We start from the raw sequence: 25187 nt of genomic DNA, 5'->3' as shown, positions 1-25187 counted from the left end.
GGCTGCACCGGCGCCGCGCTGCGGGCGCGGGCGGCGGCGTGCCGGGGCGCATCGGCGCGAAGGGCGACGGCGCGGCGCTGCCCAGGTTGTCGAGGTTCCAGGCCTTGGCGCCCTGCAGCTCCTCGCCGGGGATGAAGCGGGCGTAGGTGCCGCGACGATCCGTTTCGCGGCGATCGGGCGGCGGCACTTGCCGTGGGGGTTGGCGACCGGTAGCCATGTCGGTTCAGATGCAACCACAGAGGCACGCAGGCACGGAGGACCAGCCAGACGTTCTGGCTTTGGGTTTCTCCGTGTCTCTGTGCCTCTGTGGTTGCATTTTGGTCATTGGCTATTCAAACAAACTGGTCGTCGCCACCACCGGCAAGGACGATCTGGCCCTCGTCGACGAGGCGGCGCACGATCTTGAGCATTTCCTTCTGCTCGGCCTCGACCTCCGACAGCCGCACCGGGCCGCGGGTTTCGAGGTCTTCGCGCAGGGTCTCGGCGGCGCGGGTGGACATGTTGCGGAAGATCTTCTCGCGCAGATCGGCGCTGGAACCCTTGAGCGCGACGATGAGGCTTTCGCTCTGCACTTCCTTGAGCACGGCCTGGATGCCCTTGTCGTCGACCTTGTTCAGGTCGTCGAAGGTGAACATGTTGTCCATGATCTTCTGCGCCAGGTCGGAGTCGGCCTCACGGATGTAGTCCAGCACCGAGGATTCCAAGCTGGAGCCCATCATGTTGATGATCTCGGCCGCGGTCTTGGCGCCGCCGAGCGAACTCTTCTTCATGCGCTCGCCGCCGGCCAGGATCTGGCTCATGACCTCGTTGAGGTCCTTCAGCGCGGTCGGCTGGATGCCGTCCAGCGTCGCGATGCGGATCAGCACCTCGTTGCGCCCGCGCTCGGGAAAGAGCTTGAGCACCGAGCTGGTCTGGTCGTAGTCCAGGTGGGCCAGGATGGCCGCGATGATCTGCGGGTGCTCGTTGCGCAGCAGCTCGGCCACGCTGGCAGCGTCCATCCACTTCAGGCTCTCGATGGACGACACGTCGCTGCCCTGCAGGATGCGGTCCAGCAGCAGGTTGGCCTTGTCCTCGCCCAGGGCCTTGCGCAGCACCGCGCGCACGTATTCGTCGGTGTCGGTGACCAGCGTGCTCTGTGTCTCGGCGACGGCATCGAACTTGTCCAGCACGGTCTCGACCTGAGCACGCTTGATGACCTTGAGCTTGGCAATCGTCTCGCCCAGCGCCTGCACTTCCTTGGGCGACAGATGCTTGAAGACCTCGCTGGCTTCTTCCTCGCCCAGCGACATCAACAGGATTGCTGCGTTCTCTATGCCCTTTTCATCCATGATCGAACCTTAAACCACCTGCAGCAAGACGTGTTGCGGGCCGAGCGCCGGGCCGCTCCCAATCCGGCCCGGCATGGCGATGTGCTTGCGGCTCCATGCTGCAAGCATCACCGGCCCCGCGGGGGGCCGGCCAAACGGATCCGCGTCCAGCGCGGTCGGGGTGGGCGAGGGGCTCATGGTCAGGCGGTCTGGCCCGCCATCCAATCGCGCACGATGTTGGCGACTGCGACCGGATTGTCGCGGGCCAGCGAGCGGGCGCGGTCGAGCTTGTCGTTGTGAATCGGCGCTTCGAGCCTGGGCATGCCGGCAGCGCCCGGCAGCAGCTCGGCGTCGTCGACGACTTCGTCGACGGTTCCGGGCTTCTCTTGCGGCGGCGGCGGCGCGGCGGCCTTGATGGCGGGGCGGATCATGCCGAACACGGCGATCAGCGCGATGGCAACGAAGGCCAGCGGCACGATGGCGCTGCGGGCGATGTCCAGCAACCAGGGCTGCTTCCACAGCGGCACGTCGGCCGGCACGGTCTTGTCGACGACGAAGGGCGCACTGATGACCTTGACGGAGTCGCCGCGCTCGGTGTTGAAGCCCATGGCCTCCTTGACCAGCTCGGTCAGGCGCGCGATTTCCTCGGGCGGCACCGGCTGATTGGTCGTCTTGCCCTTGGCATCGGTCAGCGTGCGGTGGTTCACGACGATGGCGGCGTTGAGTCGCTTGACGTTGCCGACGGCACCGCGCGTCACGCGCACGGTCTTGTCGATCTCGTAGTTGGTGACCTGCTCGCGGCGGCTGTTGCCATTGCCTTGCGCCCCTTGGGCGGCCTGCAGCGGCGGGGCGGCGCCGTTGATCGGGGCGGCGGCCGGCACCGGCGGCTGGTTGGTGGCAGCGCCCGGCACGCCCGTGGGCAGGGCGTTGCTGGCGCTGTTGGATTCGTTGCTCTGGCTGGAGCGCACGGCGGCCTGGGCGTTCGGGCCCTGGTTGGGGCGGTACTCCTCGGCGGTGGCCTCGGTCTGCGAGAAGTCCACGTCGGCGGTCACGCTGGCGCGCAGGTTGTCGCGGCCGACGACCGGCTCCAGCAATTCGAAGATGCGCTTGTTGAAGCCGGCCTCGACCTGCTGCTTGTACTGCAGCTGCTGGCCGTCCAGCCCGGTGGCGACGTCGGCGCCGGTCTGGGAGAGCAGGGCGCCGCTGTGGTCCAGCACGCTGACGGCCTTGGGCGTCAGTTCGGGCACGCTGCTGGAGACGAGATGCACGATGCCGGCGATCTGCGCGCGGTCCAGCGCGCGGCCGCCGCGCAGCGTCAGCATGACGCTGGCGCTGGGCTTTTGCTGCTCACGGAAGAAGCCGTTCTGCTGCGGGATGGCCAGGTGCACGCGCGCATCGGCGACGTCGGACATCGCGGTGATCGTGCGGGTCAGCTCGCCTTCGAGGGCGCGCTGGAAATTCAGCCGTTCGTTGAACTGGGTCTGGCCAATGCTGGACTTGTCCATCAGCTCGAAGCCGACGGTGTTGCCATTGCCGCCCTTGGGCAGGCCCATCGCAGCCAGCTTCATGCGCAGCTCGTAGACCTGGCTGGCCGGCACGAGGATGGTGCCGCCGGCCTCATGCTTGTAGGGCACCTGCAGGGCCGCCAGCTGGCCGATGACGGCGCCGCCGTCCTTGTCGGCCAGGCCCGAGAACAGCGGCCGGTAGTCGCCCTGCGACGACCACAGCGTGATGGCCAGCACCGCGCCGGCCAGCGCAGCCAGGCCGGCGCCCATGGTCAGCTTGCTGCGCATCGGCAGGCCGGACAGACGCTGGACGAAGTTGGGCTGTGCGTCGACCGGTGTGATCATCACCGGGCCGGCGGTTGCGGGGGCGCTCAGGGCGTTGTCCATCGAGGCTCGAGACTGCAGGGGAGGCCGGGGATCGGCCGATGGCGCAAATTATTCGTGCCCGCCCCCTCAAGAAAGCGCCGAAGTGGCCGACTGCGCCCATGCATCTCCGCGTTTCGTGCGCGTGACTTGCTGCCAAAGTTCGGCCCCATGGACATGAAGCTGCGCCCCTTCGACTTTGCCCAGGCCGCCGCCCGTGCAGGGCTGGCGGTGAACGGGCAGCCCTTGTCGGTCAAGCCTCCCGCCTCGACCGGGGCAACAGCGGGCGCCAGTTTCGGCGACGCGATGACGCAGGCGCTCAAGAACGTCAGCGCTCAGCAGACCGAGGCGGCGCGCATGCAGCGTGAGGTGCAGCTGGACAACCCGACCGTCAGCCTGGAGGAGACCATGGTCTCGATGCAGAAGGCGCAGATCGGTTTCCAGGCGACGCTGCAGGTGCGCAACCGCCTGGTCAGCGCCTACTCTGAAATCATGAACATGCAGGTGTGACAGGCCCCTCGCCCAGTCTCGCCGCGCTGCACGCGGGCGAGCCTGGTCGGTCTTGCAGACCGCGCTTCGGCTCGCGCCTCAGCGCTTCGCCAGGCACATCGTGCCCACTGGGCACGATGAGTCCGGGCTCAGCCCCCGGGGGGACGGCGATGCTTGCGGCTTCGAGCCGCAAGCACATCGCCCAAGCGGGCCGGCTTGGGGCGGCCCGGCGCTCGGCCCGAAATCAGCAACTGCTGTTTTTGCGGGAGTCGGTGCCGCAGATCTGCGGCCGGCCCAGCGGGTTGAGGTCGATGCGCAGCTGCTGGTTGCGGTTGTTGGACAGCCCGATGCGCGTCCAGTCCAGCGCACGCCCGAGGCCGGCCTGGAAGGTGACGCTCTGGCCGGATTGCAGCAATGTGCCCTTGTACTCGTGATGGGTTTCGCCGCCGAGTTCGCAGCGTGGCTGGCCGGTGGCGCAGTCGCAGGGCGCCTGACGGCTGACGCCCCAGCACCACTCGGCGCCGCTGGTGAAGCTCACATACATGTTGCGGCCCTCGTCGACGCTCAGCGTGCGGGCGCGGCGCAGGTCCTGCTCCAGCAGGCTGGCCACGTGGCGCAGGCGTTCGCGGGCCAGGTAGTTGACATAGCTCGGTACCGCGGCAGCCGCCAGGATGGCCAGCACGGCGACGACAAACACCGCTTCCAGCAGCGTGAAACCTCGCCCCCGGGCCGCCCTCATGGGTCCAGCTTCAGCAGGCGACGGCGCTTCTGCGTCTGGTCCACATAGACCTGCAGGGAGCGTGCGGCGTTGGCATCCAGCTCGACGAACGAGCAGCCGAGCTGCTGTGCGCCGCTGGCATCGCCGTTGATGGTGCTGGCGTGGTGCGGCAGCAGGGCGATGCGCAAGGCGCTGATACGGTCCAGCTCCAGCACCAGGCCGTGCGCGACCTGGCCTACCGGCGGGCCCGGGAAGTCGGCAGGCAGGGCCAGCGCCAGGCCGCCGATGCTGATGTCGAGCACGCGTGCGGCGCGGCCGGCGTGCGCGCCGCCCGGCAGGATGACGCGCGGATAGGCGCTGCCGGCGGGCTGCACCCGGTAGGACTGGCGGCGCTGGAAGCGGTAGAGCCGGCTCGGCATGGTTCCGCGCAGCACGGTGCCCTGTTCGCCGCTGACGAGCACGGGGGCTTCCAGCTCGAACTGCAGCTTGATGGTGCCCAGGTAGGCGACGGCCGTGATCTCGGCGCCGGCGACCAGCGTCTGGCTGATGCCTTCCGGGTCGGCACCAATCTCCAGGCCGATCAGGTCGGCCTCGGCATCCAGCGCGCAGATGCGGCTGGACAGGCTGCCCTGCGGGCCGCTCAACAACACCCCGGCGCCTTCGCGCTGCAACTGCTGGAGATAGGCCGCGATCTCGGCCGTGGAGGTGACGCGCAGGTCCTCGGGAGTGGCTTCAGTGGCGCTCATGCCGTGATGGTAGTCGTCTTGCCCTGCGGGCCGAGCGCCGGGCCGCCCCAAGCCGGCCCGCATTGGGCGATGTGCGAGCCGGTCAATCCGGCAAGCAACGCCGTACCCCGCCGGCGTTCAGCACGGCGAGACTGGGCGAGGGGCTCAATGCACCATTCGGCTGCTGCCCTTGAGCACCTGATCCAGGTCCTCCAGCCACGGCTCGGCCAGGTGGCGGATCTCGGCGTCGTTGAGCAGGATGCGCTGCATGATGCGCGTCTTCAGCTGCGACTCGTTGCCGCCAAGCTGATTGTGGTGGGCCGCGGCCTTGAGCTGGGAGATCAGCAGCACGCAGGCGCCTTCGAGCTTGACGACTTCGTCCCAGTTGCCCGTGCGGGCGGCGGACAGCATGTCGGCGCTGGCTTGCTCAATGGCTTCGTAGTAGTTCAGCAGTTCGGAGTTCATGTCGGGGTCACCGGCTAATTCTGTGGAGGCGGCGCTCAGGCGGCGCGCGCGGCGTCGCTGCCGAGGGCGGCCGGTGTCTGGGCAATGGCGCCCCAGGCTTCGCGCACGGGGCTGAGGAGGCGTTGGCACTCCTCGATGGTGGCCAGGTCGCCGTGCAGGTTGGCCTGGGTCAGGCGCATGCAGACATAGCCGTAGAGCTCGCGCAGGTCGACCGCCAGCTGGCCGGCGGACAGGTCCAGCCCGGCGCGCAGGCCTTCGTCGAGGATGCGCACGGCGCGCGACAGCGACCGGTTCTTCAGCTCCACGTTGCCGGCGGGAATGGCCTGGGCGGCCTGGTTCATCGCATCGAACACGCCGTCGAACAGCATGGCGACGAGGCGATGCGGGCTGGCGGCCTGGACATCGGTCTCCAGGCCGACCTTGGCGTAGAGGGTGGCGCTCTGGTTGCGGGCTGCGAAGGGGGAAGACATATTGCCGTACATGGGGTGTCTGGGTTGGCGTCGTCGTGTTGACTGTTTTTCGGCCTTCCCGGGGGTGAACTTGAGCCGACCTTCGCTGGAACTTGGTCGCAACTGTGCGGCTATTCCGCCCTATTGCAAAGTCCGGCGCGCTGCGCGCAACCAGCGCGCCAACGACAACGGCGACCCAGAGGTCGCCGTCCATCGTGCCGTGTCGCCGCCGCTGCGGCGTCACCTCTTGTTGTTGTTCAGCATGTTCAGCTGCTGCGTGACGTAGTTGGACAGCCCGTTGAGCTTGCCCATCTGCGTGTCCAGGGCCGAGTAGCGCGCGCGCAGCCGGGCCTCGGTGATGGCTGCCCGATCCTCCAGCCGCCCCATGCTCTTGCTGTTGTTGTCGATGAGCTTCTGCAGCCCGGCCTGCTTGCTGGTGATGCGGCCGTCGGTGCTGAGCGCGCCGTCGACATAGCTGCGGATGCGCTGCGCAAAGCCGTCGTTGCCGCTGTTGCCGTTGCTGTCCAGGCCCATGAAGAGCTTCTTCAGGCTGTCCAGGTTGCCCAGGGCGGTGTTGAGCTTGGTCTCCGACGTCTTCAGGTTGCCGTCGCTGCCGGGCTCCAGGCCGATCTCGGCCAGGCGGCCGATGCTGCCAGCCAGCGAGGTCGTGCCGCCGATGATGCTGCGCAGCTGGTTCTGCAGGCCCACGGCGGTGGCGTCGCCCTGCAGCGTGCCGGCCGTCTTGGCGGCGGAGTCGTACTTGGTCTGCTCGCGCAGCAGCGCGTTGACGGCGTTGTAGGCGGTCGTGAAGTCGCTGATGAGCTTCTTGATCGAGTCCTTGTCCTGCCCCACGGCCACGCTCGCCGGAATGGTGGTGGTTCCCAGCAGCGTGATGTTGAGGCCGTCGATGGCCTCCTTGAGCGTGTTGGATTCGGAGCTGATGTCGATGCCGTTGATGAGTGCGCGGGCGTTCTGCGCCGGCAGGGTCTGGATCATCGAAGTGACGCCAATGCGCGGGTCGTAGCCCAGGTCGGCCAGGCCGGCGTCGGCGTCGATGCGAAAGCCGTTGGTCTCGCCGGTGGCGGTGGAGCGCAGCGTCAGGCGCGAGCCGTTGGCATCGTTGACGATGGAGGCGGTGACGCCGGCTCCTGCCGCGTTGATGGCGTCACGGATGCCTGCCAGCGTGTCCTGGCCATCGCCGATATTGACGGTGACCGCCGTGGCGCCGGCCTTGTCGGTGAAGGTTGCATCACCGTTGCCGTCGGTACCCCAGGCGCCGAGGGTGATGGTGAGGCTGCCCTGGCCCACCGTCGTGGCCGAGTTGGCATAGGGCGTGCCGCTGACCACGGTCTGCGAGCTGGCGAGCTGGTTGACCTGGACCGACACATTGCCGATGGCCGCACCGGCGCCCGCGCTGACGCTGACGGCCGAGGTGTTGCTGGAAGTGGCGAGCGTGCCGCCCCAGGTGGCCGGCGCGGTGAGCTTGGATGCGGCGTCGCGCAGGGCGGCCAGCGAGCTTTGCACCTTGCCGAAGACGGACAGTTCGGTTCGCAGACCTTCCGTGCGCTTGGCAAGCTGGGTGATGGGGGTTCGTTCGGCGGCGACGAGCTTGCTCACCAGCGACTCGATGTCGAGGCCGCTGCCGATGCCGGCGGAGCTGATGGTTGCCATGCTGGTGAGGAAGGAGAAAAAGCCGATATGCAAGAGCGATATCGGCTGGGGTCTCCGGAACTTTAGGCCCCGGAGCGAATTTTTTATCGAAACCCTGGCGGGCCTCAACGTTGCAGCAGCGACAGCACCTGCTGGGGCAGCTGGTTGGCCTGGGCCACCATCGCGTTGCCGGCCTGTTGCAGGATCTGGGCCCGGCTCATGTTGGCCGTTTCCTGCGCAAAGTCGGCGTCCATGATGCGGCTGCGGGCGGAGGTCTGGTTCTCGACGGCCACCTGCAGGTTGGAGATCACCGCGTCAAAGCGCGACTGCACGGCGCCGTAGGTGGCCCGGGTGTTGTTGATGGTGTCCAGCGCCAGGTCGATGTTGTCCATCACCACGCCAAGAGCGGTGAAGTCGGCGGTGTTGTCGATCAGCGCCGGGAAGGGCGCTGCGCCCGCGCCCAGCAGGGCGACGACCGTCGCGTCCTGCGTCAGGTCCAGCGGGGCAATCGTGATCGAATCGTTGCTTGTCGTGTTGGCGCCGATCTGGAAGGTCTGGCCGGTGCCCGCCCCCACGCCGGCCGTGTCGGCCAGGATGGGCTTGCTGTTGAAGGTCGTCGCATTGACGATGCGCCAGATCTCGGAGCCGAGCTGCTCGAATTCCTTGTTCAGCGAGTCCTTGTCGGAGTTGCTGTTGGTGGAATTGCGCGCCTGCACGGTCAGCTCTCGCATTCGCTGCAGGTTGTCGCCGATCTTGCCGAGCGCCCCTTCCGCGGTCTGCGCCAGCGAAATGCCGTCATTGGCATTGCGGATCGCAACGTTCATGCCGCGGACTTGCGTGTTCATGCGCTCGGCGATTGCCAGCCCCGCCGCGTCGTCCTTGGCGGAATTCACCCGCAAGCCGGACGACAGGCGCTGCATCGACACCGCCAGCGAGCTCTGGGAGGCGTTGAGGTTGCGCTGAGCGTTCAGCGAGTTGATGTTGGTGTTGATGGTCTGTGGCATCGCGCACTCCTGGATTCGGTCGCCGAGCCGGCTAAGTGATGCCGAGACTCGATGGACTGAATTCTGGGAGTGCGCCGGTTTGCCGAAAGCCCGATCAAAGGCCTAAACCACCGCCAATCCAAAACGCCGCGCCGCCACCTTTTGAGGTGCGGCGCGGTTTGCCGCGCGCTTCAGCCGCGCAGCAGGGCCAGTACCTGCTGGGGCAGCTGGTTGGCCTGCGCCACCATGGTGTTGCCGGCCTGCTGCAGGATCTGGGCGCGGCTCAGGTTGGCGGTTTCCTGGGCGAAGTCGGCGTCCATGATGCGGCTGCGCGAGGCGCTCTGGTTCTCGACCGCGACCTGCAGGTTGGAGATGACGGCGTCGAAGCGGTTCTGCGAGGCGCCGAGCGTGGCGCGCTCGCCGTTGACCTTGTCCAGCGCCAGGTCGATGTCGGCAATGATGGTGTCGATGGCGAGACCGGTGGCCGTGTTGTCGATGACGGCGCGGCCGGCGCCCGTGTTGTCGGTACCCGCCACGACCGTGATGGAGGCGTCGGTCGTCATGTCGGTGGTGACGATGTCGATGCGGTCGTTGCCGGTCGTGTTGGCGCCGACCTGGAAGGTCTGGGTGCCCGCAGCGGCAGTGGCCAGCACGGCCTTGCCATTGAAGGTGGTGCCGCCCAGCACACGCTGGATTTCCTTGGCCAGCTCGCCGAACTCCTTGTCCAGCGAGTCCTTGTCGGCGTCGGTGTTGGTGGCATTGCGGCCCTGCACGGCGAGTTCACGCATGCGCTGCAGCGCATCGCCCACTTTGGCGAGCGCGCCTTCCGCGGTCTGCGCCAGCGAGATGCCGTCGTTGGCGTTGCGGATGGCGACTTGCGAGCCGCGCACCTGGGCGTTCATGCGTTCTGCGATCGCCAGGCCCGCCGCATCGTCCTTGGCCGAGTTGACACGCAGGCCCGAGGACAGGCGTTGCATGGAAACGGCCAGGGACGACTGCGACATCGCCGTGTTGCGTTGGGCGTTCAGGGAGGCGATGTTGGTGTTGATGATTTGCGGCATGACTCAATCCTTTCGTTGACGAACAAGTCCGGTGTGAAGCCGGTCAAAGCGGTTGCAACCGGCCACCCCACATGGGTTGGCCGCGTCCGCGTCCTGCCCTCTGCGCCCTGTGCGCTGGAGGGGCCGGCTGACCGGACCACGTAGTCCTCGAATGTTTTCGCGAACCCGTTGGACTGGTTATCGTCGACTGATGGATTGACTTGAATCCTTTTGCATTCGGCCCCGAAAAACGCCACCCGCGGCGGCGGGCGTGCGTCAAGGAGCTTGTGCTGGAGGGGTGAGGATTTCTACCTTCGCGAGGGGCAGTTCACTCAGGGCCAGCGGTGCTGGCCCGGCGTCATCGAAGCAAGGAGAGGACCTGCGACGGGATCTGGTTCGCCTGGGCGATCATCGCGTTGCCGGCCTGCTGCAGGATGCTGGCGCGTGACATATTGGCCGTTTCCTGGGCGAAGTCGGCATCGGTGATGCGGCTCTTGGCGGCGCTCTGGTTCTCGACCGAGATCTGCAGGTTGGAGATGACGGCGTCGAAGCGGTTCTGCGAAGCACCCAATGTGGCGCGCTCGCTGTTCACCGTGTCCAGCGCGTCGTCGATACCGGTGATGACGGTGTCGATGGCAGCGCCGCCGGCGGTGTTGTCGATGACGGCACGGCCTGCACCGGTGTTGTCGGTGCCGGCGACGGCAACGATGTCGGCGTCGGTCGTCATGTCGGTCGTGACGACATCGATGCGGTCGTTGCTGGTCACGTTGGCGCCCACCTGGAAGGTCTGGGTGCCGGCAGCGGAGGTGGCCAGGATGGCGCGGCCGTTGAAGGTCGTGCCACCCAGCACGCGCTGGATTTCCTTGGCGAGTTCGCCGAATTCCTTGTCGAGCGAGTCCTTGTCGGCGGCGGTGTTGGTCGCGTTGCGAGCCTGCACTGCCAGTTCACGCATGCGCTGCAGCGAGTCGCCCACCTTGGCGAGCGCGCCTTCAGCCGTCTGCGCCAGCGAGATGCCATCGTTGGCGTTGCGGATGGCGACGTTGGAGCCACGCACCTGAGCGTTGAGGCGCTCGGAGATGGCCAGACCGGCGGCGTCGTCCTTGGCAGAGTTGACACGCAAGCCCGAGGACAGGCGCTGCATGGACACGGCCAGCGAGGCCTGCGAGGTAGAGGCGTTGCGCTGCGCGTTCAGCGACAGCAGATTGGTATTGATGACCGAGGCCATGATGTTGCTTCCTTTTGCTAGATACACCGGCAAGCCGCCGGACGAAGACTCGAGTGCCCGGGCTTGGCACCCGTGCTTTTCAGCGCAGGCGCACCTTGGCAGGCACGCCGTTGCAGCGACGCCCGACGCCAGTCAACCTCTGAAGCCGTGACCTGGCTCTTGGAGGAGCCGGGTTCACAACACGTTGGCCTTCTAGCCGGACCACGAAGCTGAGATCAGCCCCGTTGCAATGGCTATCGGTGCGGCTCACAAGTTTCTTTAGCCACATTTGTCAAGGGCGTGATCTTTTGAATAAAAGCAGTTGCAGGTGGCTGTTCGTTGGATCAGCCGCCAGCAAGGAAAGCGGCGGTGATTGACCAGGCTTTTCGTGGGATCGGCCGGCACGGCGCTTCCTAAAGTGCGACCCATCCCGGCCGAACCCCAGCGCCGGACTGGAGCCCCGCCATGCGCGCCTCGTCGACAACCGCCACGACAGCCCGACCCAGGAACACCCATCGTCCCGTCGCGGTCCCGGACAACACGCCGGCCATGCTGCTGGCGCGCGCCCGCAATGCCGCCTTTGCCGAAGCGGCCAAGGGCAACCTCGGCGGCGGCCTGGGCGTGCTGCATCACGCACTGCAGGGCGAGCCGATGAGTCACGACCTGCTGTCGGACATGGCAGCACTGCTGCTGGCGGCTGGCAAGCTGGATCACGCGGTGGCCTATGCCGAGCGTGCGCTGCAGGCCAGCTCCCTGCATGGCCCCAGCCTCTACACCCTGGCCTTTGCGCTGTCGGGCCGCGGCGAGCATGACCGCGCCATCGGCGTGCTGACCGAACTGCAGAAGGGCCCCGGCCGCGACAGCCTGCAGGCCGAGGCGCCCGAACTGGTGCCGGTGGCCATGATCGAGTTGGAGCGACTGCGCCGCAGGCGCTGATTCGCCAAGCTTTTCACACCCCGAGGCCCCGCCAGCGCCAGCTGCCGGGGCCTCGCGCTTTGGGGCCCGACGCACCTGTAGGAATTTCGCTGACAAGGGCTTCCTGCCAAGGTGACGCAGCGCACCGACGCAGCCTGATATCGGGAAAGAAGAGGGGTCAACACAATCCGTTTCACTGATCCGCAACACCCCTTCAACTCTGCAACGGAAGCCGCCATGAACACCGACCAAATGCTCGCCGAGATCCGTGAAGCCAACCTGTCCTACCTGATGCTGGCCCAGAGCCTGATTCGCGCCGATCGCGAGCAGGCCCTGTACCGCCTGGGCGTCAGCGAAGACACGGCCACGCTGATCGGCACGCTGAGCCCGGCGCAGATCATGAAGATCGCTTCCGGCAACACGCTGCTGTGCGCCTTCCGCATGAGCGACGACCTGGTGTGGGGCCTGCTGACCAACCACAGCAAGCCGGGCGCGAACGAAAGCGTGAGCCGCCTGCACGCCTCGATCCTGATGGCCGGCCGCCACGAGCACGCCTAAGGACTGTTGACCCCCGGCGGCGCGAGTACGCGCCGCTGACCCCCCCGAGGGGGTGGGGAACGCTCAGGGGCCTGCCCCTTCGCGACTTCCCCGGATGCGGGCGGCTTGGGAGCGGCCCGGCGCTCGCCCGCAATACCGAATACCGAACTTACCGATTCCAGGAGCATCACCATGCGCGTCAAGAGCATCCTCACCGAAGCCAAGCAGATCGACCGTGCCGTTCAGCTGATCCAGCTCGGTGCGCGCCTGCAGGTGCTGGAATCGGAAACCGACCTGTCCTACGAGCGCCTGCTGCGTCTCTATAAAGAAGTGAGCGGCAAGTCGCCGTCCAAGGGCCAGCTGCCGTTCTCGACCGACTGGTTCATGACCTGGCAGCCCAATATCCACGCCAGCCTGTTCCTCAACGTTCACGAATACCTGAACAAGGCCGCTGCGATGGACGAGATCGACACCGTCATCAAGGCCTACCAGCTCTATCAGGAGCAAACCACGGCCCAGGGCCTGGAAGCCATGTTGTCCGTGACGCGTGCCTGGCGCCTGGTCAAGTTCGTCGACAACGGCATGCTGACGCTGACCAAGTGCACCAAGTGCAACGGTCATTTCGTCACCCACCCGCATGAGGTGGCGCGCCACTATGTCTGCGGCCTGTGCAACCCGCCGGCACGCGCCGGCAAGGGCCGCGCCCAGGGTTCCATCCAGATGCACTGATCTCGCTGAGCGGCTCCCGCGACACTGCCGCCATGTGGATCACCCGTTGGCCGCTGCCGGCCTTGTTGAGCTGGCTGGCGGCCTGGTTCGTTTATGCCGCTGCGTTGGCAGCAGGGTTGTCGCCCGGCCCGGCGCTGACCGCGGGCGCCGCCGTCGGGGCGGGCCTGGGCTGGCTTCAGAACGAGCGCTGGCGCCGGCTGATCGTCGCGCTGGGCTTTCCGGCGTCGGTGCTGGCGCTGGGCTGGCAGGGCGGCACTTCGGGCCTGCTGTGGCTGGCGCCGCTGGCCCTGCTGTGGTGGCTCTACCCGCGCCGGGCGTGGACCGAAGCGCCACTGTTCCCGACGCCGCGCGGTGCGCTTGATCGACTGCCGACGCTGGCGCCGCTGCCGCCAGGCGCACGCGTGCTGGACGCCGGCTGCGGCGCCGGCGACGGCCTGCGTGAACTGCGTCATGTCTACCGCCAAGCGCGCGTCGAGGGCGTCGAATGGAGCCTGCCGCTGGTTTGGTTTGCGCGCTGGCGGGTGCGCGGTGCCGCCGCGCGCCAGGGTGACTTGTGGGCCGACGACTGGGCGCCGTTTGCGCTGGTCTACGTGTTCCAGCGCCCCGAGTCCATGCCGCGTGTCTGGGCCAAGGCGTGCGCCGAGATGGCGCCGGGGGCCTGGCTGGTCAGCCTGGATTTCGCGGTGCCCGTCGTCGAGCCTGCGGCCAGCTGGCAACTGCCCAGCGGGCAATGCGTGTGGCTTTACCGGCCGTTGCGGAATGCCGCGTCAAAGCCGTCCAATTGATGCGTTCACACGGCTTTCAGCGCGGCATACTTTCTCCAGCCCCCCGGCATCGGGCCGTCAAGGCCTGAAACCTCCCAACTTCACACCGCATGTTCGTCCTCATCGGCTGGGCCATCTTGATGGTCTGCATCTTCGGCGTGTTCATCGCCCACGGCGGGAACATCAGCGTCATCCTGACGGCGCTGCCGTTCGAGATGATCACCATCTTCGGGGCCGCCCTCGGTGCCTTCCTGGCCAACAACCAGATGAAGGTGATCAAGGCGACGGTGGCCGGCCTGGGGCGTTGCTTCAAGGGCAGCAAGTACAGCAAGGCGCGCTACATGGAGCTGATGGCGCTCATGTACGACATCCTGCAGAAGGCCCGCAAGGAAGGCCTGATGTCCATTGAGAAGGACGTCGAGGACCCGCACAACAGCCCGCTGTTCCAGAAGTACCCGACGGTGGGCAACGACCACCATGTCACCGAATTCATCACCGACTACCTGCGCATGATGGTGTCGGGCAACCTCAACGCCCACGAGATCGAAGCGCTGATGGACAGCGAGATCGAGACCCACCACCAGGAAGAGCACGGCGCCGTGGCCGCGCTGCAGCGTCTGGCTGGCGGCCTGCCGGCTTTCGGCATCGTGGCCGCCGTGCTCGGCGTGGTGAACACCATGGGTTCGGTCGGCCAGCCGCCGGCGGTGCTGGGCGGCATGATCGGCTCGGCCCTGGTCGGTACCTTCCTGGGCATCCTGCTGGCCTACGGCTTCGCTGAGCCGCTGGCCGGCCTGCTGGAGCAGAAGGTCGAAGACGCCGGCAAGGAATTCCAGTGCATCAAGACGACGCTGCTGGCCAGCATGCAGGGCTACGCCCCGCAGGTGGCCATCGAGTTCGGCCGCAAGGTGCTGTTCTCCGATGTCCGGCCGTCGTTCACCGAGCTCGAGAGTCACGTGAAGAAGAAATGAATCGGCTCATGAAATGCAACCACAGAGGCACGGAGCCACAGAGAAAGCCAGAGTTGAAATTGCTCTGTGTCTCTGTGCCTCTGTGTTTGCATTTGGCTGTTCCGATGGGTAAGCGCCGTGGCTGGTGACGCGAAAAAACTTCAGCCCATCATCATCAAGAAGGTGAAGAAGGGCGGCCATGCGGTGCATGGCGGTGCGTGGAAGATCGCCTACGCGGACTTCGTCACGGCCATGATGGCCTTCTTCCTGCTGATGTGGCTGCTGGGCTCCACCACCGAGGGCGACAAGAAGGGCATCGCCGAGTTCTTCCAGTCGCCGCTGCGCGTGTCCATGCTGGGCGGCTCGGGCTCGGGTGACTCTTCAAGCGTCGTGCGCGGCGGCGGCAAGGACCTCACGCGCGAGACCGGGCAGGTCAAGGAGGGCGAAAGCGCCGCCCGGCGCGCCAGCTACACGCTGCGGGCGCTCAAGGAAGAACAGCGCAAGGCTGAGAAGTCCCGCCTGGAGCAGCTCAAGACCAAGGTCGAGGAGGTGTTGGCCGACAACCCCAAGCTCGCCTCGCTGGGCGGCCAGATCCGTCTGGACATGACCAAGGAAGGCCTGCGCATCCAGATCGTCGACGAGGGCAACCGACCGATGTTCGACAGCGGCAGCGCCGTCGTGAAGCCCTATATGCGAGAGTTGCTGCGCGAGCTCGGCAGCGTGCTGACCGAGGTGCCCAACCGCCTGACTGTCGAGGGCCACACCGATGCCCAGCCCTTCTCCGGCGGCTCGGCGGGCTACAGCAACTGGGAGCTTTCGGCCGACCGCGCCAACGCGTCGCGACGCGAGCTGGTGGCCGGCGGCCTGTCCGAGGCGCGCATGCTGCGTGTGCAAGGCCTGGCCGCGAGCAAGCTGCTCGATGCCAAGGATCCCAACGGCGCGTTGAACCGCCGCATCAGCATCATTGTCATGAACCGTGATGCCGAGGATGCCGTGCTCAAGAACGTGCCGGACGACCCCGAACCCGAGCCCGAGACACCGCCTGCGGAGCCTGCAATCACGCAAGTGCCGCCTACCGGCAAAATGCCGCAAACTCCGGCGCCGGCGCCGGCGCGCTAGAACTAGACTGCGCGCTGACCCCCAAAACACCGCCAGTTCCGAGAGAGGATCGCCATGAGCGCTGACATGAAATTCCTGGTTGTCGACGACTTCTCCACCATGCGCCGCATCGTCCGCGGCCTGCTCAAAGAGATCGGCTACAACAACTGCGAAGAGGCCGAGGACGGCGTCGAAGCGCTGAACATGCTCAAGGGCGCCAAGTTCGATTTCGTCGTCAGCGACATCAACATGCCCAACATGACGGGCTTTGATCTGCTCAAGGCCATCAAGGAAGACCCCAACCTCAAGCACCTGCCGGTGCTGATGGTCACCGCCGAGGCGCGCAAGGAAGACATCGTGCTGGCCGCCCAGTCGGGCGCCGCGGGCTACATCGTCAAGCCTTTCACCAAGGCGACGCTGGAAGAAAAAGTCCTGAAGATCATGCAGAAGCTGGCCGCTGCGGCCTGAACCGGAGCACAGCGATGTCGATGGAACAGTTGGCCCAACTGGCCGCGGGCAACAAGGACCCGCTGCTGGTGTCGCCCGAAGTCTTTCAGCAGCTCGGCACCATCACCCGCGTGCTGCACGACACCATGCAGCAGCTCGGCGTCATGCCCAAGCTGCAGTTGGCGACCGACGGCCTGCCTGATGCGCGCAGCCGCCTGAGCTATATCGCCACCAAGACGGCAGCCGCTGCGGAGAAGGTGCTGAACTCGGTCGATGCCGCCAAGGCCGACCATGCCGAGATCTCGGCCGCCACGCGCGCCATGGCGGACGCCATCGTCGCCGATCCGGTCAAGGCGGTCGCCAGCGGCATGGTCATGAACTTCGTCAAGGACGTCGAGACCCGCACCGCGAGCATTGACGGCCACCTGACCGACATCATGCTGGCCCAGGACTTCCATGACCTCACGGGCCAGGTCGTCGCCAAGGTCGTCACGCTGGCCAATGACCTCGAGGACAGCCTCGTCAAGCTGCTGGTCCAGGTCGTGCCGCCGGAGCAGCGCGAGAAGGTCGACCCCAACATCCTGCAGGGCCCCGTCGTGAACCCCACTGGCCGCACCGACGTGGTGGCGGACCAGGGCGAGGTCGACGACCTGCTGGCCAGCCTCGGCTTCTAGAGGGCGCCCCTCCCGTTCAAGGCCGGCCTTTGTGCCGGCCTTTTGCATGTTGTTGGCGCTACTTCAGCCCCGCTGGTCGGCGCGGTGGCGCGGGTGGGAACAGGCAGGCAAGCCCCTTGCTTTTCTCGGGGAAGTTCCGGGAGCCAGCTCGAACAATCCGGCCTAGCCCAGATTGGGCACGCACGCCATGGCCGACAAAGACGCACAAGACCGCAACCTACCCGCCTCGCCCAAGAAGATCCAGAAATCTCGGGCCGAGGGTCAGGTGCCGCGTTCGCGGGACCTGCCGCATTTCGCGATGATGGTCGCGGGCGGCGCGGCCTTGTCCGTGGGCGGCCCGCAGATGATCGAGAAGCTGCGCCAGACGGTGGTCACCGGCCTGCACTTCGATGCCAGCCTGCTGGCCCGCCCGGGCTTCATGGGCGAGCGCATGCTCGACATGACGCTGGCCTTCGCGCTGGTGGCCGGCCCGATCGGCGCGCTGCTGATGCTGGTGGGGATCGCCAGCAACCTGGCCAGCGGCGGCTGGAACTGGACGATGAAGCCGCTCAGTCCGAAGTTCACGAACTTGAATCCACTCACGGGCATTGGTCGGCTGTTCAGCGGCCAGGGCCTGGGGACCGCCATGAAGGCCGTTCTGCTCGCGCTGGTGCTGGGGGTCGTCGGCGCCATGGTGCTCAAGGACCGCCTGGCCGCCTATGTGAGCATCATGTCCGTGCCGCTGCCATCGGCGCTGGCCTACGCGGGCCAGCAGATGATGGGGGCCCTGGGTGTGCTGGCCATTGCGTTGGCGGTGTTTGCCGCCATCGACGTGCCGCTGCAGCGCCAGCTTTGGCTGCGCCGCATGCGCATGAGCCGCGAAGAGGTCAAGCAGGAAATGAAGGAGGTCGAGGGCAACCTCGAGGTCAAGGCCAGGATGCGCGCCATCATGCGCGACATGGCCAAGCGCCGCATGCTGGCGGCCGTGCCGCAGGCCGACCTGGTGGTCATGAACCCGACCCACTACGCCGTCGCGCTGAAGTACGAGGAAGGCAAGATGGCCGCGCCCAAGGTCATCGCCAAGGGGGCGGACCTGCTGGCGATGAAGATCCGCGACCTGGCCAAGGAGAGCAAGGTGCCGGTGCTGCAGCAGCCCGTGCTGGCCCGCGCGCTCTATGCCCATGCCAAGGTCGACCACGAGATCCCGGCCGCGCTGTTCGGCGCCGTGGCCCAGGTGCTGGCCTATGTCTACCAGCTGCGCGCCGCGATGGCTTCGCGCAATGCGCCCCGACCGGATGTGCCCAAGCCGCATGTGCCGCCGGAGCTCGACCCGCACAACAAGCCGGGCTGGACGCCCGATCCTGAGGAAGATTTCACGGCGTGACCGCGGGCGGCACGGCCGGGTGAGAACAGCCCTGGTTTCACGCCGCTTCTCCGCCTCAAGTTTTGCGGGCAGCCACGAAGAATGCGGCTGAGACCGGACCCGCCCGCATGAACCAGCTCACCGCCAAACTCCAAGCCCTGCTCGGCCCGCGTGCCGGCGTCATCGCTGCCCTGGGCGCGCCCATCGCCGTGCTGCTGGTGCTGGCCATGATGGTGCTGCCGCTGCCGCCCTTCGTGCTGGACCTGCTGTTCACCTTCAACATTGCGATGGCCGTGATGGTGACGATGGTGGCCGCCCACATGGTGCGGCCGCTGGATTTCGCGGCCTTTCCGACCGTGCTGCTGCTGACCACGCTGATGCGCCTGTCGCTGAACGTCGCGTCCACGCGCGTCGTGCTGCTGGAAGGCCACACCGGCACGGGTGCCGCCGGCAAGGTCATCGAGGCCTTCGGCCACTTCCTGATCGGCGGCAACTTCGCGGTCGGCCTGATCGTGTTCGCGATCCTGGTGGTCATCAACTTCATCGTCGTCACCAAGGGCGCGGAGCGCATCGCCGAAGTCGGCGCGCGCTTCACGCTGGATGCGATGCCCGGCAAGCAGCTGGCCGTCGATGCCGACCTGAACGCCGGCCTCATCAACGAGGCCGAGGCCAAGCGCCGCCGCTCGGAGTTGGGCGACGAGGCCGACTTCTTCGGTTCCATGGATGGTGCGAGCAAGTTCGTGCGCGGCGACGCCATTGCCGGCATGCTGATCCTGGTCATCAACATCATCGGTGGCTTCATCATCGGCATGGCGCAGCACAACCTGTCGGCCAGCCAGTCCGCCAACAGCTACATCCTGCTGGCGGTGGGCGACGCGCTGGTGGCGCAGATCCCGGCCCTGCTGATCTCGGTCGCGGCTGCCATGGTGGTATCGCGCGTCGGCAGCGACAAGGACATCGGCAGCCAGATCGGCAAGCAGGTCTTCGGCTCGGCCAAGTCGCTGGCCATCACGGCCGGCGTCATCGGCGCGCTGGGCCTGATCCCGGGCATGCCGCACGTCGTCTTCCTGCTGATCGCCGCCGCCTTGGGCTACCTGGCCTGGTGGCTGCGCAGCAGCGAGCAGGCGGCGGAGGCGGCCAAGGCCGTCAAGCCCATCATGCCCAGCAGCGAAGGCGGCGGCGAGGCGAGCTGGGAGGACCTGGTGCCGGTGGACACGCTGGGCCTGGAAGTCGGCTACCGCCTGATCACGCTGGTCGACAAGAGCAAGGAGGGCGACCTGCTGAGCCGCATCAAGGGCGTGCGCCGCAAGTTCGCGCAGGAGGTCGGTTTCCTGCCGCCGCCGGTGCACATCCGCGACAACCTGGAACTGCGCCCCAGCCAATACCGCATCTCGCTGCGCGGCGCCGTCGTCGGCGAGGCCGAGGCCTTCCCCGGCATGTGGCTGGCCATCAACCCCGGCCACGCGACGCAGAAGCTGCTCGGCACCCAGACCACCGACCCCGCCTTCGGTCTGCCGGCCGTGTGGATCGAGGAACGGCAAAAGGAGATGGCCCAAATGAGCGGGTTTACGGTGGTTGATTGCTCGACTGTCGTGGCCACCCATCTTTCACACTTGATGCAAGTGCACGCGGCCAAGCTCCTGGGCCGGGTTGAAACGCAGGCCCTGGTCGAGCACCTCACCAAGCAGGCGCCCCAATTGATCGAAGACGTGATTCCCAAGATGGTCAGCATCGCCACCCTGCAACGCGTTCTCCAGCTGCTGCTGGAAGAGGGCGTGCACGTGCGCGACATGCGCTCCATCGTCGAGTGCCTGGCCGAGCACGCGCCGGGCGTCACCGACCCGCAAGAGCTGGCCCGCCGCATTCGTACCCACATTGCGCCGGCCATCGTGCAGCAGATCTACGGCAGCACCAAGGAGCTGGACGTCATCGCGCTGGAGCCGGAGCTGGAGCGCCTCGTCACCCAGGCCCTCAATTCGCCGCATGGCGCCGCGCTCGACCCCGGCGTGGCCGACACGCTGGCCCGCAGCGCCGCCGACAACGCCCAGAAGCAGGAAGACCGCGGCGTGCCCGCCACGCTGCTGGTGCCCGACCTGATCCGCGCGCCCATGGCCCGCCTGCTCAAGCGCGCCGCGCCCCGCCTCAAGGTGCTGGGCCACAGCGAGATTCCTGAGACCCACACCATCCGCATCGGCTCCATCATTGGAGGAACAGCATGAACGTTCGCAAATTCACCGCGAGGACATCGCGCGAAGCTCTTGCCCTCGTCAAGCAGGCCTTCGGGGCCGACGCCGTCGTGCTGTCCAACAAGACCGTGCCGGAAGGCGTGGAGGTGTTGGCCATGGCCCCTGAAGGCATGAGCCAGATCGACCAGATGGCCGCCACAGCGCCGCGCACCGTGGCCCGGGCGCCCGTGCAGGCCCAGCCGCAACTGCCGCATCAGCCGCAGCGCGCCCCGTTCTCCGACCGCGCCCGCCAGGAGCCCAGCTTCGGCGCCCCCGGCGTGCAGGGCGACGTCGAGCAGCTGGCCATGAGCACGCTGAGCTTCCAGGACTATGTGCGCGAGCGGGTGCTGCGCCGCCGCCAGGCCGAGTTGAGCGGCCAGCCTGATCCCGTGGGTGCGTCTGCGCCGCTGCCGCAGCGCCAGCAGCCGCCTGCCACGTCGCTGAACGCCGCCCGCGCACAGCGCGAGCAGCGCGCCGCTGAAGCGATGGCCGCGCTGGCGCCCAAGCGTGCCGCTGCGCCGGCCCCGGCCCACAACCCGCGCCCGACGCCGCCGGTGTTGCGCGACGAGATCCGCATCCCGACCGCCACCACCGCGCCGGCTCAAGTGCGCGCCGTGCCCCAGCTCAGCGACATCGGCTCCGCCGACCCCTTGCCTCTGCCTGGCCAGCCCACGCAGGTGCAGCGCAGCCAGATGGACATGGCCGACGAGCTGCGCCAGATGCGCGGCCTGATCGAGGAGCGCTTCTCCTCGCTCGCATTCATGGAAAAGCTGCAGCGCCAGCCCGTGCAGGCGCGCCTGACGCAGAAACTGCTCGAGATCGGCTTCAGTCCGGCGCTGGTGCGCAAGCTGGCCGAGAGCTGCCCATCCGACTTCAAGGCCGGCGCGCCCGGTGAACCGGCTGACGAGACCGCCTGGGCCGCCCATGTGCTGTCGCGCAACCTGCAGACCGGCGAGACCGCGCCGGCCATCGAGGACCGCGGCGGCGTGTTCGCACTGATCGGCTCCACCGGCGTCGGCAAGACCACGACGACGGCCAAGCTGGCCGCCCACTTCGCCACCAAATACGGCGCCAGCCAGCTCGGGCTGATCACACTGGATGCCTATCGCATCGGTGCCCACGAGCAGTTGCGCGCCTATGGCCGCATCCTCGGCGTGCCGGTGCACACCGCGCATGACCGCGCCTCGCTCGACGACCTGCTCGACCTGCTGTCCAGCAAGAAGCTCGTCCTGATCGACACCGCCGGCATGGCCCAGCGCGACAGCCGCACCCAGGAGCTGCTGGAGATGCTGGCCCACCCCAGCATCAAGAAGTTGCTCGTCATCAATGCCGCCCAGCAAGGCGAGACCATCGAGGACGTCGTCAACGCCTGGAAGGGCGCTGCCTGCGAAGGCGTGGTGCTCAGCAAGCTCGACGAAGCCGTCAAGCTGGCCCCGGCGCTGGACACGCTGATCCGCCACAAGCTCAAGGTGCTGGGCGTGGCCAACGGCCAGCGCGTGCCCGAAGACTGGCACCGCCTGCCCAGCGCGGCCCTGGTGCAGCGCGCGCTCAAGAGCGCCGCCTCGGGTGCCTGGCGCATGGACAACGCCGACGTGAACCTCATCTTCGCCGGCGGCCCGCTGGTCGACGGCGGCCTGAGGGCCGTGCACTGATGAGCGCCCTGCTGCAAGATCAGGCGCACGGCCTGCGGCGACTGTTCGCTGCATCGAAGACGCGTTTCGTCCCGGTCGTCAGCAACCCGCGCATCATGGGCGCCGGCGTGCTGCTCGAAGGCCTGTGCGCCGCCTTTGCCGAACTCAATCTCAAGACCCTGGTGGTGGACGCCGGTGTGCATTCACCGCAGCCCTCGGAGCTGGCCCAGGTCGACCTGTCCAACTGCATCGAGCGCCTGTCGCCCAAGGTCTCCTATCTGGCCGCACGCGGCCTGCCGCTGCGCCATATCAATGCCAACGGCTCGGCCGCGGCCTTCCTGGAGGCGGTGGCGACGGCCGCGCCCGATGTCGACGTCATCCTGCTGCACGCGCCGGCTGCCGAGCTCGCTCGCATCGTCGCGCAGCGCGAGGTGCGTCCGCTGCTGCTGGCCGATACCGACCCGGCCAGCGTCACCGAAGCCTATGCCGGCATGAAATGGCTCACGCAGCGCGCCGGGCTGATGGTCTACAGTCTGTTGATGGCCTGCCACCCCCAGTTGCGCGTGGCCACCCGCATCGCGCAACAGCTGCATTCCTGCGCCGACGGTTTCCTCGGCGCGGTGCTGCGTGACTGGGCCTGTCTCGACCCGCGGGCTTCGCAACATGCACCGCTCTCACCCGAGCTGCGTCATCTGGCTCGCGAACTGCTGCTTGCTGCCCCTCCGGGCGCGGCGGTCGACGCCGCTTCCGACGCGATTCCGCTGCGCCCGGCGCGCACCGGCTCCTATCCGTCCCTATCAGCGCATTGACTCTCGCCGGAGCTGACCATGTACACGCCCAAAGGCCGCCTCGACAACAACACGCTGATCAAGCAGTACAGCCCGTTGGTCCGACGCCTGGCGCACCAGATGATTGCCAAGCTGCCGGCCAACGTCGAAGTGGACGACCTGATCCAGGTCGGCCTCATCGGCCTGACCGATGCACTGTCGCGCTTCGACGCCGAACAGGGCGTGCAGTTCGAGACCTTCGCCACCCAGCGCATCCGCGGCGCCATGCTCGACGAGCTGCGCGGCGGTGACTGGATGAGCCGCGGCACGCGTCGCCAGCAGCGCGAGATCGAGTCCGCGGTGCACAAGGTCGAGCAGCGCCTGGGCCGCGCGCCACGCGAGGACGAGATCGCCGCCGAGATGGGCCTGCCGCTGGCCGAGTACCAGGACCTGTTGTCCAAGGTGCGCGGCACGCAGCTCGTCTACCTGGAAGACATGTCGGGCGACGACGGCGACAACGACTACCTCGACCGCCATGTGGCCGACGACAACGCCAACCCGGTCGCGCAACTGCAGGACCACCGCATGCGCGAGGCGCTGGTGGCGGCCATCAAGAACCTGCCCGAGCGCGAGCAGTTCGTGATGAGCATGTACTACGAGCACGACATGAATCTCAAGGAGATTGCGGCCGTGCTCAAGGTCACGGAGTCCCGCGTCTGCCAGCTGCATAGTCAGTCGATTGCAAGGTTGCGCGTTAAGCTGCGTGACTGGTAATTTGCAGGGCCAAGCCCTGCTACACGAGCGGGGACAAACGCATGTTCAGTTGGATCAAGGGGGGCGCATCGCCCGCCGTTGCCGTGGCCGAAGAACCGAGCCGGCGTGAAGACGGTGCAGCGCTGAACGTCGTCAAGCGTCTGGCGCGTTCAATTTCCACCGTGGGCAAGGACGCCGCCGAAGTACGCGGTGCGCTCGAAGACACGCAGCGCGTCGTGCAGGCCCAGGGCCAGGCGATGCAGGCCCTGGCACAACAGCTCAACCAGATCGGCCAGGCGCAGGCGGCGATCGCCACCGCCACCGCCCAGAGCGCGGCCGCCGTGCAGCGCGCGCGCGGTGCGCTCGGGGTCGTTGGCGGCGAGGTCGTCGGCATGGCCACCACGCTGGCCCAGGTCTCCGACGCGGCGGCCGAGATCACCAAGATTTCCCTGCAGACCCGCTTGGTGGCCTTCAACGCCGCCGTGGAGGCCAAGCACGCGGGCGATGCGGGCCGCGGCTTCGCCGTCGTCGCCGAGGCTGTCAAGGCGCTGGCGGGCCAGGTCGAGTCCTCGTCCAAGGCCATCGTCAGCGCGATCTCCAGCCTGCAGGAGCGCATCGACCGCTTCAGCGCCGAGCTGACCGAGAACAAGGACAAGCCCAGCCCCATCCACGCCGCCTTCCATGAAGTCGAGGAGGATGTGCAGCGCATCTCCGTGTCGGCCGCGCAGAGCGGCCAGCAGATGGGCCTGCTCAACGAGCGCGCCCATGAGCTGGAGCGCGAGGTGATGGAAGCCTCGCACGGCCTCAAGGTGGCCTTTGACGGCAGCGACCGTTTTCTGCGCATGTCGGAGGAGCTCGTCGAGCAGATTGCCGAGAGCGGCGTCGAAGTCGACGACATGCCTTTCATCCGCGCCGCACAGCACGCCGCCGAGGAAATCAGCGCGCTGCTCGAAGACGCCCTGCGCAGCGGCCAGATCAGCCAGGCAGATCTCTTCGACGAGAGCTACCGTCCCATCGATGGCACGAACCCCCAGCAGCACACGACGCGCTTTTGCCAGCTGACCGACCGCCTTTTCCCCGCCGTGCAGGAGAAGACTTTGGGCTTCAGCGACAAGGTGGTGTTCTGCATCGCGGCCGATCGCAAGGGCTATATCGCGACGCACAACCGCAAGTACTGCCAGCCGCAGCGCCCCGGCGACACCGTCTGGAACACCGCCAACAGCCGCTACCGCCGCATCTTCAACGACCGCACCGGCCTCGCGTCGGCGCGCAATACCCGGCCCTTTCTGCTGCAGACCTACCGCCGCGACATGGGGGGCGGCCGCTTCGTCATCCTGAAGGAGGCGGCGGCGCCGATCGTCGTGGCCGGCAAGCACTGGGGCGGCCTGCGCCTGGCGTTCAACTTCTAGCCAGCCACCGCCGCTGATCTGGCGCTTCGGCCCGCTGCCGGCGTGGGGGGG

Annotated in this window: 25 protein-coding genes and 1 pseudogene; 15 read left to right on the top strand and 11 right to left on the bottom strand. The window is 67.2% G+C overall.

The window, feature by feature from the left end; all coding sequences use genetic code 11:
- From ACT6S0_RS16575 to fliF, 3 genes and pseudogenes are all read right to left on the bottom strand, one after another.
- A pseudogene (locus ACT6S0_RS16575) lies at positions 1–217 on the bottom strand (hypothetical protein); the annotation flags it as partial.
- A gap of 115 nt (positions 218–332) precedes the next feature.
- Positions 333–1328, bottom strand: coding sequence for a flagellar motor switch protein FliG (gene fliG / locus ACT6S0_RS16570; RefSeq protein ID WP_444764890.1), 996 nt, complete (start codon positions 1326–1328; stop codon positions 333–335).
- A gap of 179 nt (positions 1329–1507) precedes the next feature.
- On the bottom strand, positions 1508–3199 hold the full coding sequence (fliF, locus tag ACT6S0_RS16565; protein WP_444764889.1) for a flagellar basal-body MS-ring/collar protein FliF: 1692 nt from the start codon (positions 3197–3199) through the stop codon (positions 1508–1510).
- A gap of 147 nt (positions 3200–3346) precedes the next feature.
- On the opposite strand from fliF, the gene fliE reads away from it, so the two are divergent.
- Entirely contained in the window at positions 3347–3685 is a 339-nt protein-coding gene (gene fliE / locus ACT6S0_RS16560) for a flagellar hook-basal body complex protein FliE (protein WP_444764888.1), read from the top strand.
- Positions 3686–3908: 223 nt separating this feature from the next.
- On the opposite strand, the gene ACT6S0_RS16555 is transcribed toward fliE, so the two are convergent.
- The 8 genes from ACT6S0_RS16555 to ACT6S0_RS16520 all read right to left on the bottom strand — a co-directional run bounded on the left by ACT6S0_RS16555 (position 3909) and on the right by ACT6S0_RS16520 (position 10919).
- The gene (locus ACT6S0_RS16555; protein ID WP_444764887.1) at positions 3909–4403 is read right to left on the bottom strand and encodes a pilus assembly FimT family protein; all 495 of its coding nucleotides are present in this window, start codon (positions 4401–4403) and stop codon (positions 3909–3911) included.
- Positions 4400–5128: a flagellar brake protein gene (locus tag ACT6S0_RS16550; RefSeq protein WP_444764886.1), complete on the bottom strand. Its 729-nt coding sequence runs from the start codon at positions 5126–5128 to the stop codon at positions 4400–4402. Before ACT6S0_RS16550 ends, ACT6S0_RS16555 begins: the two co-directional genes overlap by 4 nt.
- A 144-nt stretch (positions 5129–5272) precedes the next feature.
- Positions 5273–5572 carry a flagellar protein FliT gene (locus ACT6S0_RS16545; protein WP_444764885.1) on the bottom strand — a complete coding sequence of 100 codons (300 nt, stop codon included), beginning with the start codon at positions 5570–5572 and terminating at the stop codon, positions 5273–5275.
- Between the two features lie 35 nt (positions 5573–5607).
- Positions 5608–6042: a flagellar export chaperone FliS gene (gene fliS, locus ACT6S0_RS16540; RefSeq protein WP_444764884.1), complete on the bottom strand. Its 435-nt coding sequence runs from the start codon at positions 6040–6042 to the stop codon at positions 5608–5610.
- 219 nt (positions 6043–6261) lie between these two features.
- Positions 6262–7692 (bottom strand): flagellar filament capping protein FliD, encoded by a 1431-nt coding sequence (gene fliD, locus ACT6S0_RS16535; protein WP_444764883.1) that lies wholly within the window; start codon positions 7690–7692, stop codon positions 6262–6264.
- Positions 7693–7796: 104 nt separating this feature from the next.
- The gene (locus ACT6S0_RS16530; RefSeq protein ID WP_444764882.1) at positions 7797–8675 is read right to left on the bottom strand and encodes a flagellin N-terminal helical domain-containing protein; all 879 of its coding nucleotides are present in this window, start codon (positions 8673–8675) and stop codon (positions 7797–7799) included.
- Positions 8676–8845: 170 nt separating this feature from the next.
- Entirely contained in the window at positions 8846–9715 is an 870-nt protein-coding gene (locus ACT6S0_RS16525; RefSeq protein WP_444764881.1) for a flagellin N-terminal helical domain-containing protein, read from the bottom strand.
- Positions 9716–10052: 337 nt separating this feature from the next.
- The gene (locus tag ACT6S0_RS16520; protein WP_444764880.1) at positions 10053–10919 is read right to left on the bottom strand and encodes a flagellin N-terminal helical domain-containing protein; all 867 of its coding nucleotides are present in this window, start codon (positions 10917–10919) and stop codon (positions 10053–10055) included.
- Positions 10920–11363: 444 nt separating this feature from the next.
- Between ACT6S0_RS16520 and ACT6S0_RS16515 the strand changes: the two genes are divergently transcribed.
- The 14 genes from ACT6S0_RS16515 (at position 11364) to ACT6S0_RS16450 (ending at position 25136) form a co-directional block, all read left to right on the top strand.
- Positions 11364–11834 (top strand): tetratricopeptide repeat protein, encoded by a 471-nt coding sequence (locus tag ACT6S0_RS16515; protein WP_444764879.1) that lies wholly within the window; start codon positions 11364–11366, stop codon positions 11832–11834.
- Between the two features lie 216 nt (positions 11835–12050).
- Entirely contained in the window at positions 12051–12371 is a 321-nt protein-coding gene (gene flhD, locus ACT6S0_RS16510) for a flagellar transcriptional regulator FlhD (protein WP_056263208.1), read from the top strand.
- A gap of 171 nt (positions 12372–12542) precedes the next feature.
- The gene (gene flhC, locus ACT6S0_RS16505) at positions 12543–13079 is read left to right on the top strand and encodes a flagellar transcriptional regulator FlhC (RefSeq protein ID WP_444764878.1); all 537 of its coding nucleotides are present in this window, start codon (positions 12543–12545) and stop codon (positions 13077–13079) included.
- Between the two features lie 32 nt (positions 13080–13111).
- A complete protein-coding gene (locus ACT6S0_RS16500; protein WP_444764877.1) occupies positions 13112–13864 on the top strand; it encodes a class I SAM-dependent methyltransferase in 753 nt (250 codons plus the stop codon).
- 89 nt (positions 13865–13953) lie between these two features.
- Complete coding sequence (motA, locus tag ACT6S0_RS16495) at positions 13954–14811, top strand: flagellar motor stator protein MotA (protein WP_444764876.1); 858 nt, start codon at positions 13954–13956, stop codon at positions 14809–14811.
- A 117-nt stretch (positions 14812–14928) separates the two neighbouring features.
- Positions 14929–15909 carry a flagellar motor protein MotB gene (motB, locus tag ACT6S0_RS16490; protein WP_444764875.1) on the top strand — a complete coding sequence of 327 codons (981 nt, stop codon included), beginning with the start codon at positions 14929–14931 and terminating at the stop codon, positions 15907–15909.
- Positions 15910–15963: 54 nt separating this feature from the next.
- Complete coding sequence (gene cheY / locus ACT6S0_RS16485; protein WP_444764874.1) at positions 15964–16356, top strand: chemotaxis response regulator CheY; 393 nt, start codon at positions 15964–15966, stop codon at positions 16354–16356.
- A 14-nt stretch (positions 16357–16370) separates the two neighbouring features.
- Entirely contained in the window at positions 16371–17009 is a 639-nt protein-coding gene (locus ACT6S0_RS16480; RefSeq protein WP_444764873.1) for a protein phosphatase CheZ, read from the top strand.
- Positions 17010–17196: 187 nt separating this feature from the next.
- On the top strand, positions 17197–18372 hold the full coding sequence (flhB, locus tag ACT6S0_RS16475; protein ID WP_444764872.1) for a flagellar biosynthesis protein FlhB: 1176 nt from the start codon (positions 17197–17199) through the stop codon (positions 18370–18372).
- 107 nt (positions 18373–18479) lie between these two features.
- Complete coding sequence (gene flhA / locus ACT6S0_RS16470) at positions 18480–20570, top strand: flagellar biosynthesis protein FlhA (RefSeq protein ID WP_444764871.1); 2091 nt, start codon at positions 18480–18482, stop codon at positions 20568–20570.
- Positions 20567–22228, top strand: coding sequence for a flagellar biosynthesis protein FlhF (flhF, locus tag ACT6S0_RS16465; RefSeq protein ID WP_444764870.1), 1662 nt, complete (start codon positions 20567–20569; stop codon positions 22226–22228). The genes flhA and flhF overlap by 4 nt, the downstream gene beginning before the upstream one ends.
- Positions 22228–23016 carry a MinD/ParA family ATP-binding protein gene (locus ACT6S0_RS16460; protein WP_444764869.1) on the top strand — a complete coding sequence of 263 codons (789 nt, stop codon included), beginning with the start codon at positions 22228–22230 and terminating at the stop codon, positions 23014–23016. The genes flhF and ACT6S0_RS16460 overlap by 1 nt, the downstream gene beginning before the upstream one ends.
- An 18-nt stretch (positions 23017–23034) precedes the next feature.
- Positions 23035–23748, top strand: a complete 714-nt coding sequence (locus ACT6S0_RS16455) for an RNA polymerase sigma factor FliA (protein WP_056263236.1) — start codon at positions 23035–23037, stop codon at positions 23746–23748.
- Between the two features lie 41 nt (positions 23749–23789).
- Positions 23790–25136, top strand: coding sequence for a methyl-accepting chemotaxis protein (locus ACT6S0_RS16450; protein WP_444764868.1), 1347 nt, complete (start codon positions 23790–23792; stop codon positions 25134–25136).
- Positions 25137–25187 lie beyond the last annotated feature (51 nt).

Origin of the sequence: Roseateles sp., from assembly GCF_052436255.1 — a bacterium.
GTDB lineage: Bacteria > Pseudomonadota > Gammaproteobacteria > Burkholderiales > Burkholderiaceae_C > Pelomonas.
The sequence above is the reverse complement of the archived record's forward strand: the minus strand, read 5'-3'. Positions and strand labels throughout refer to the sequence as shown.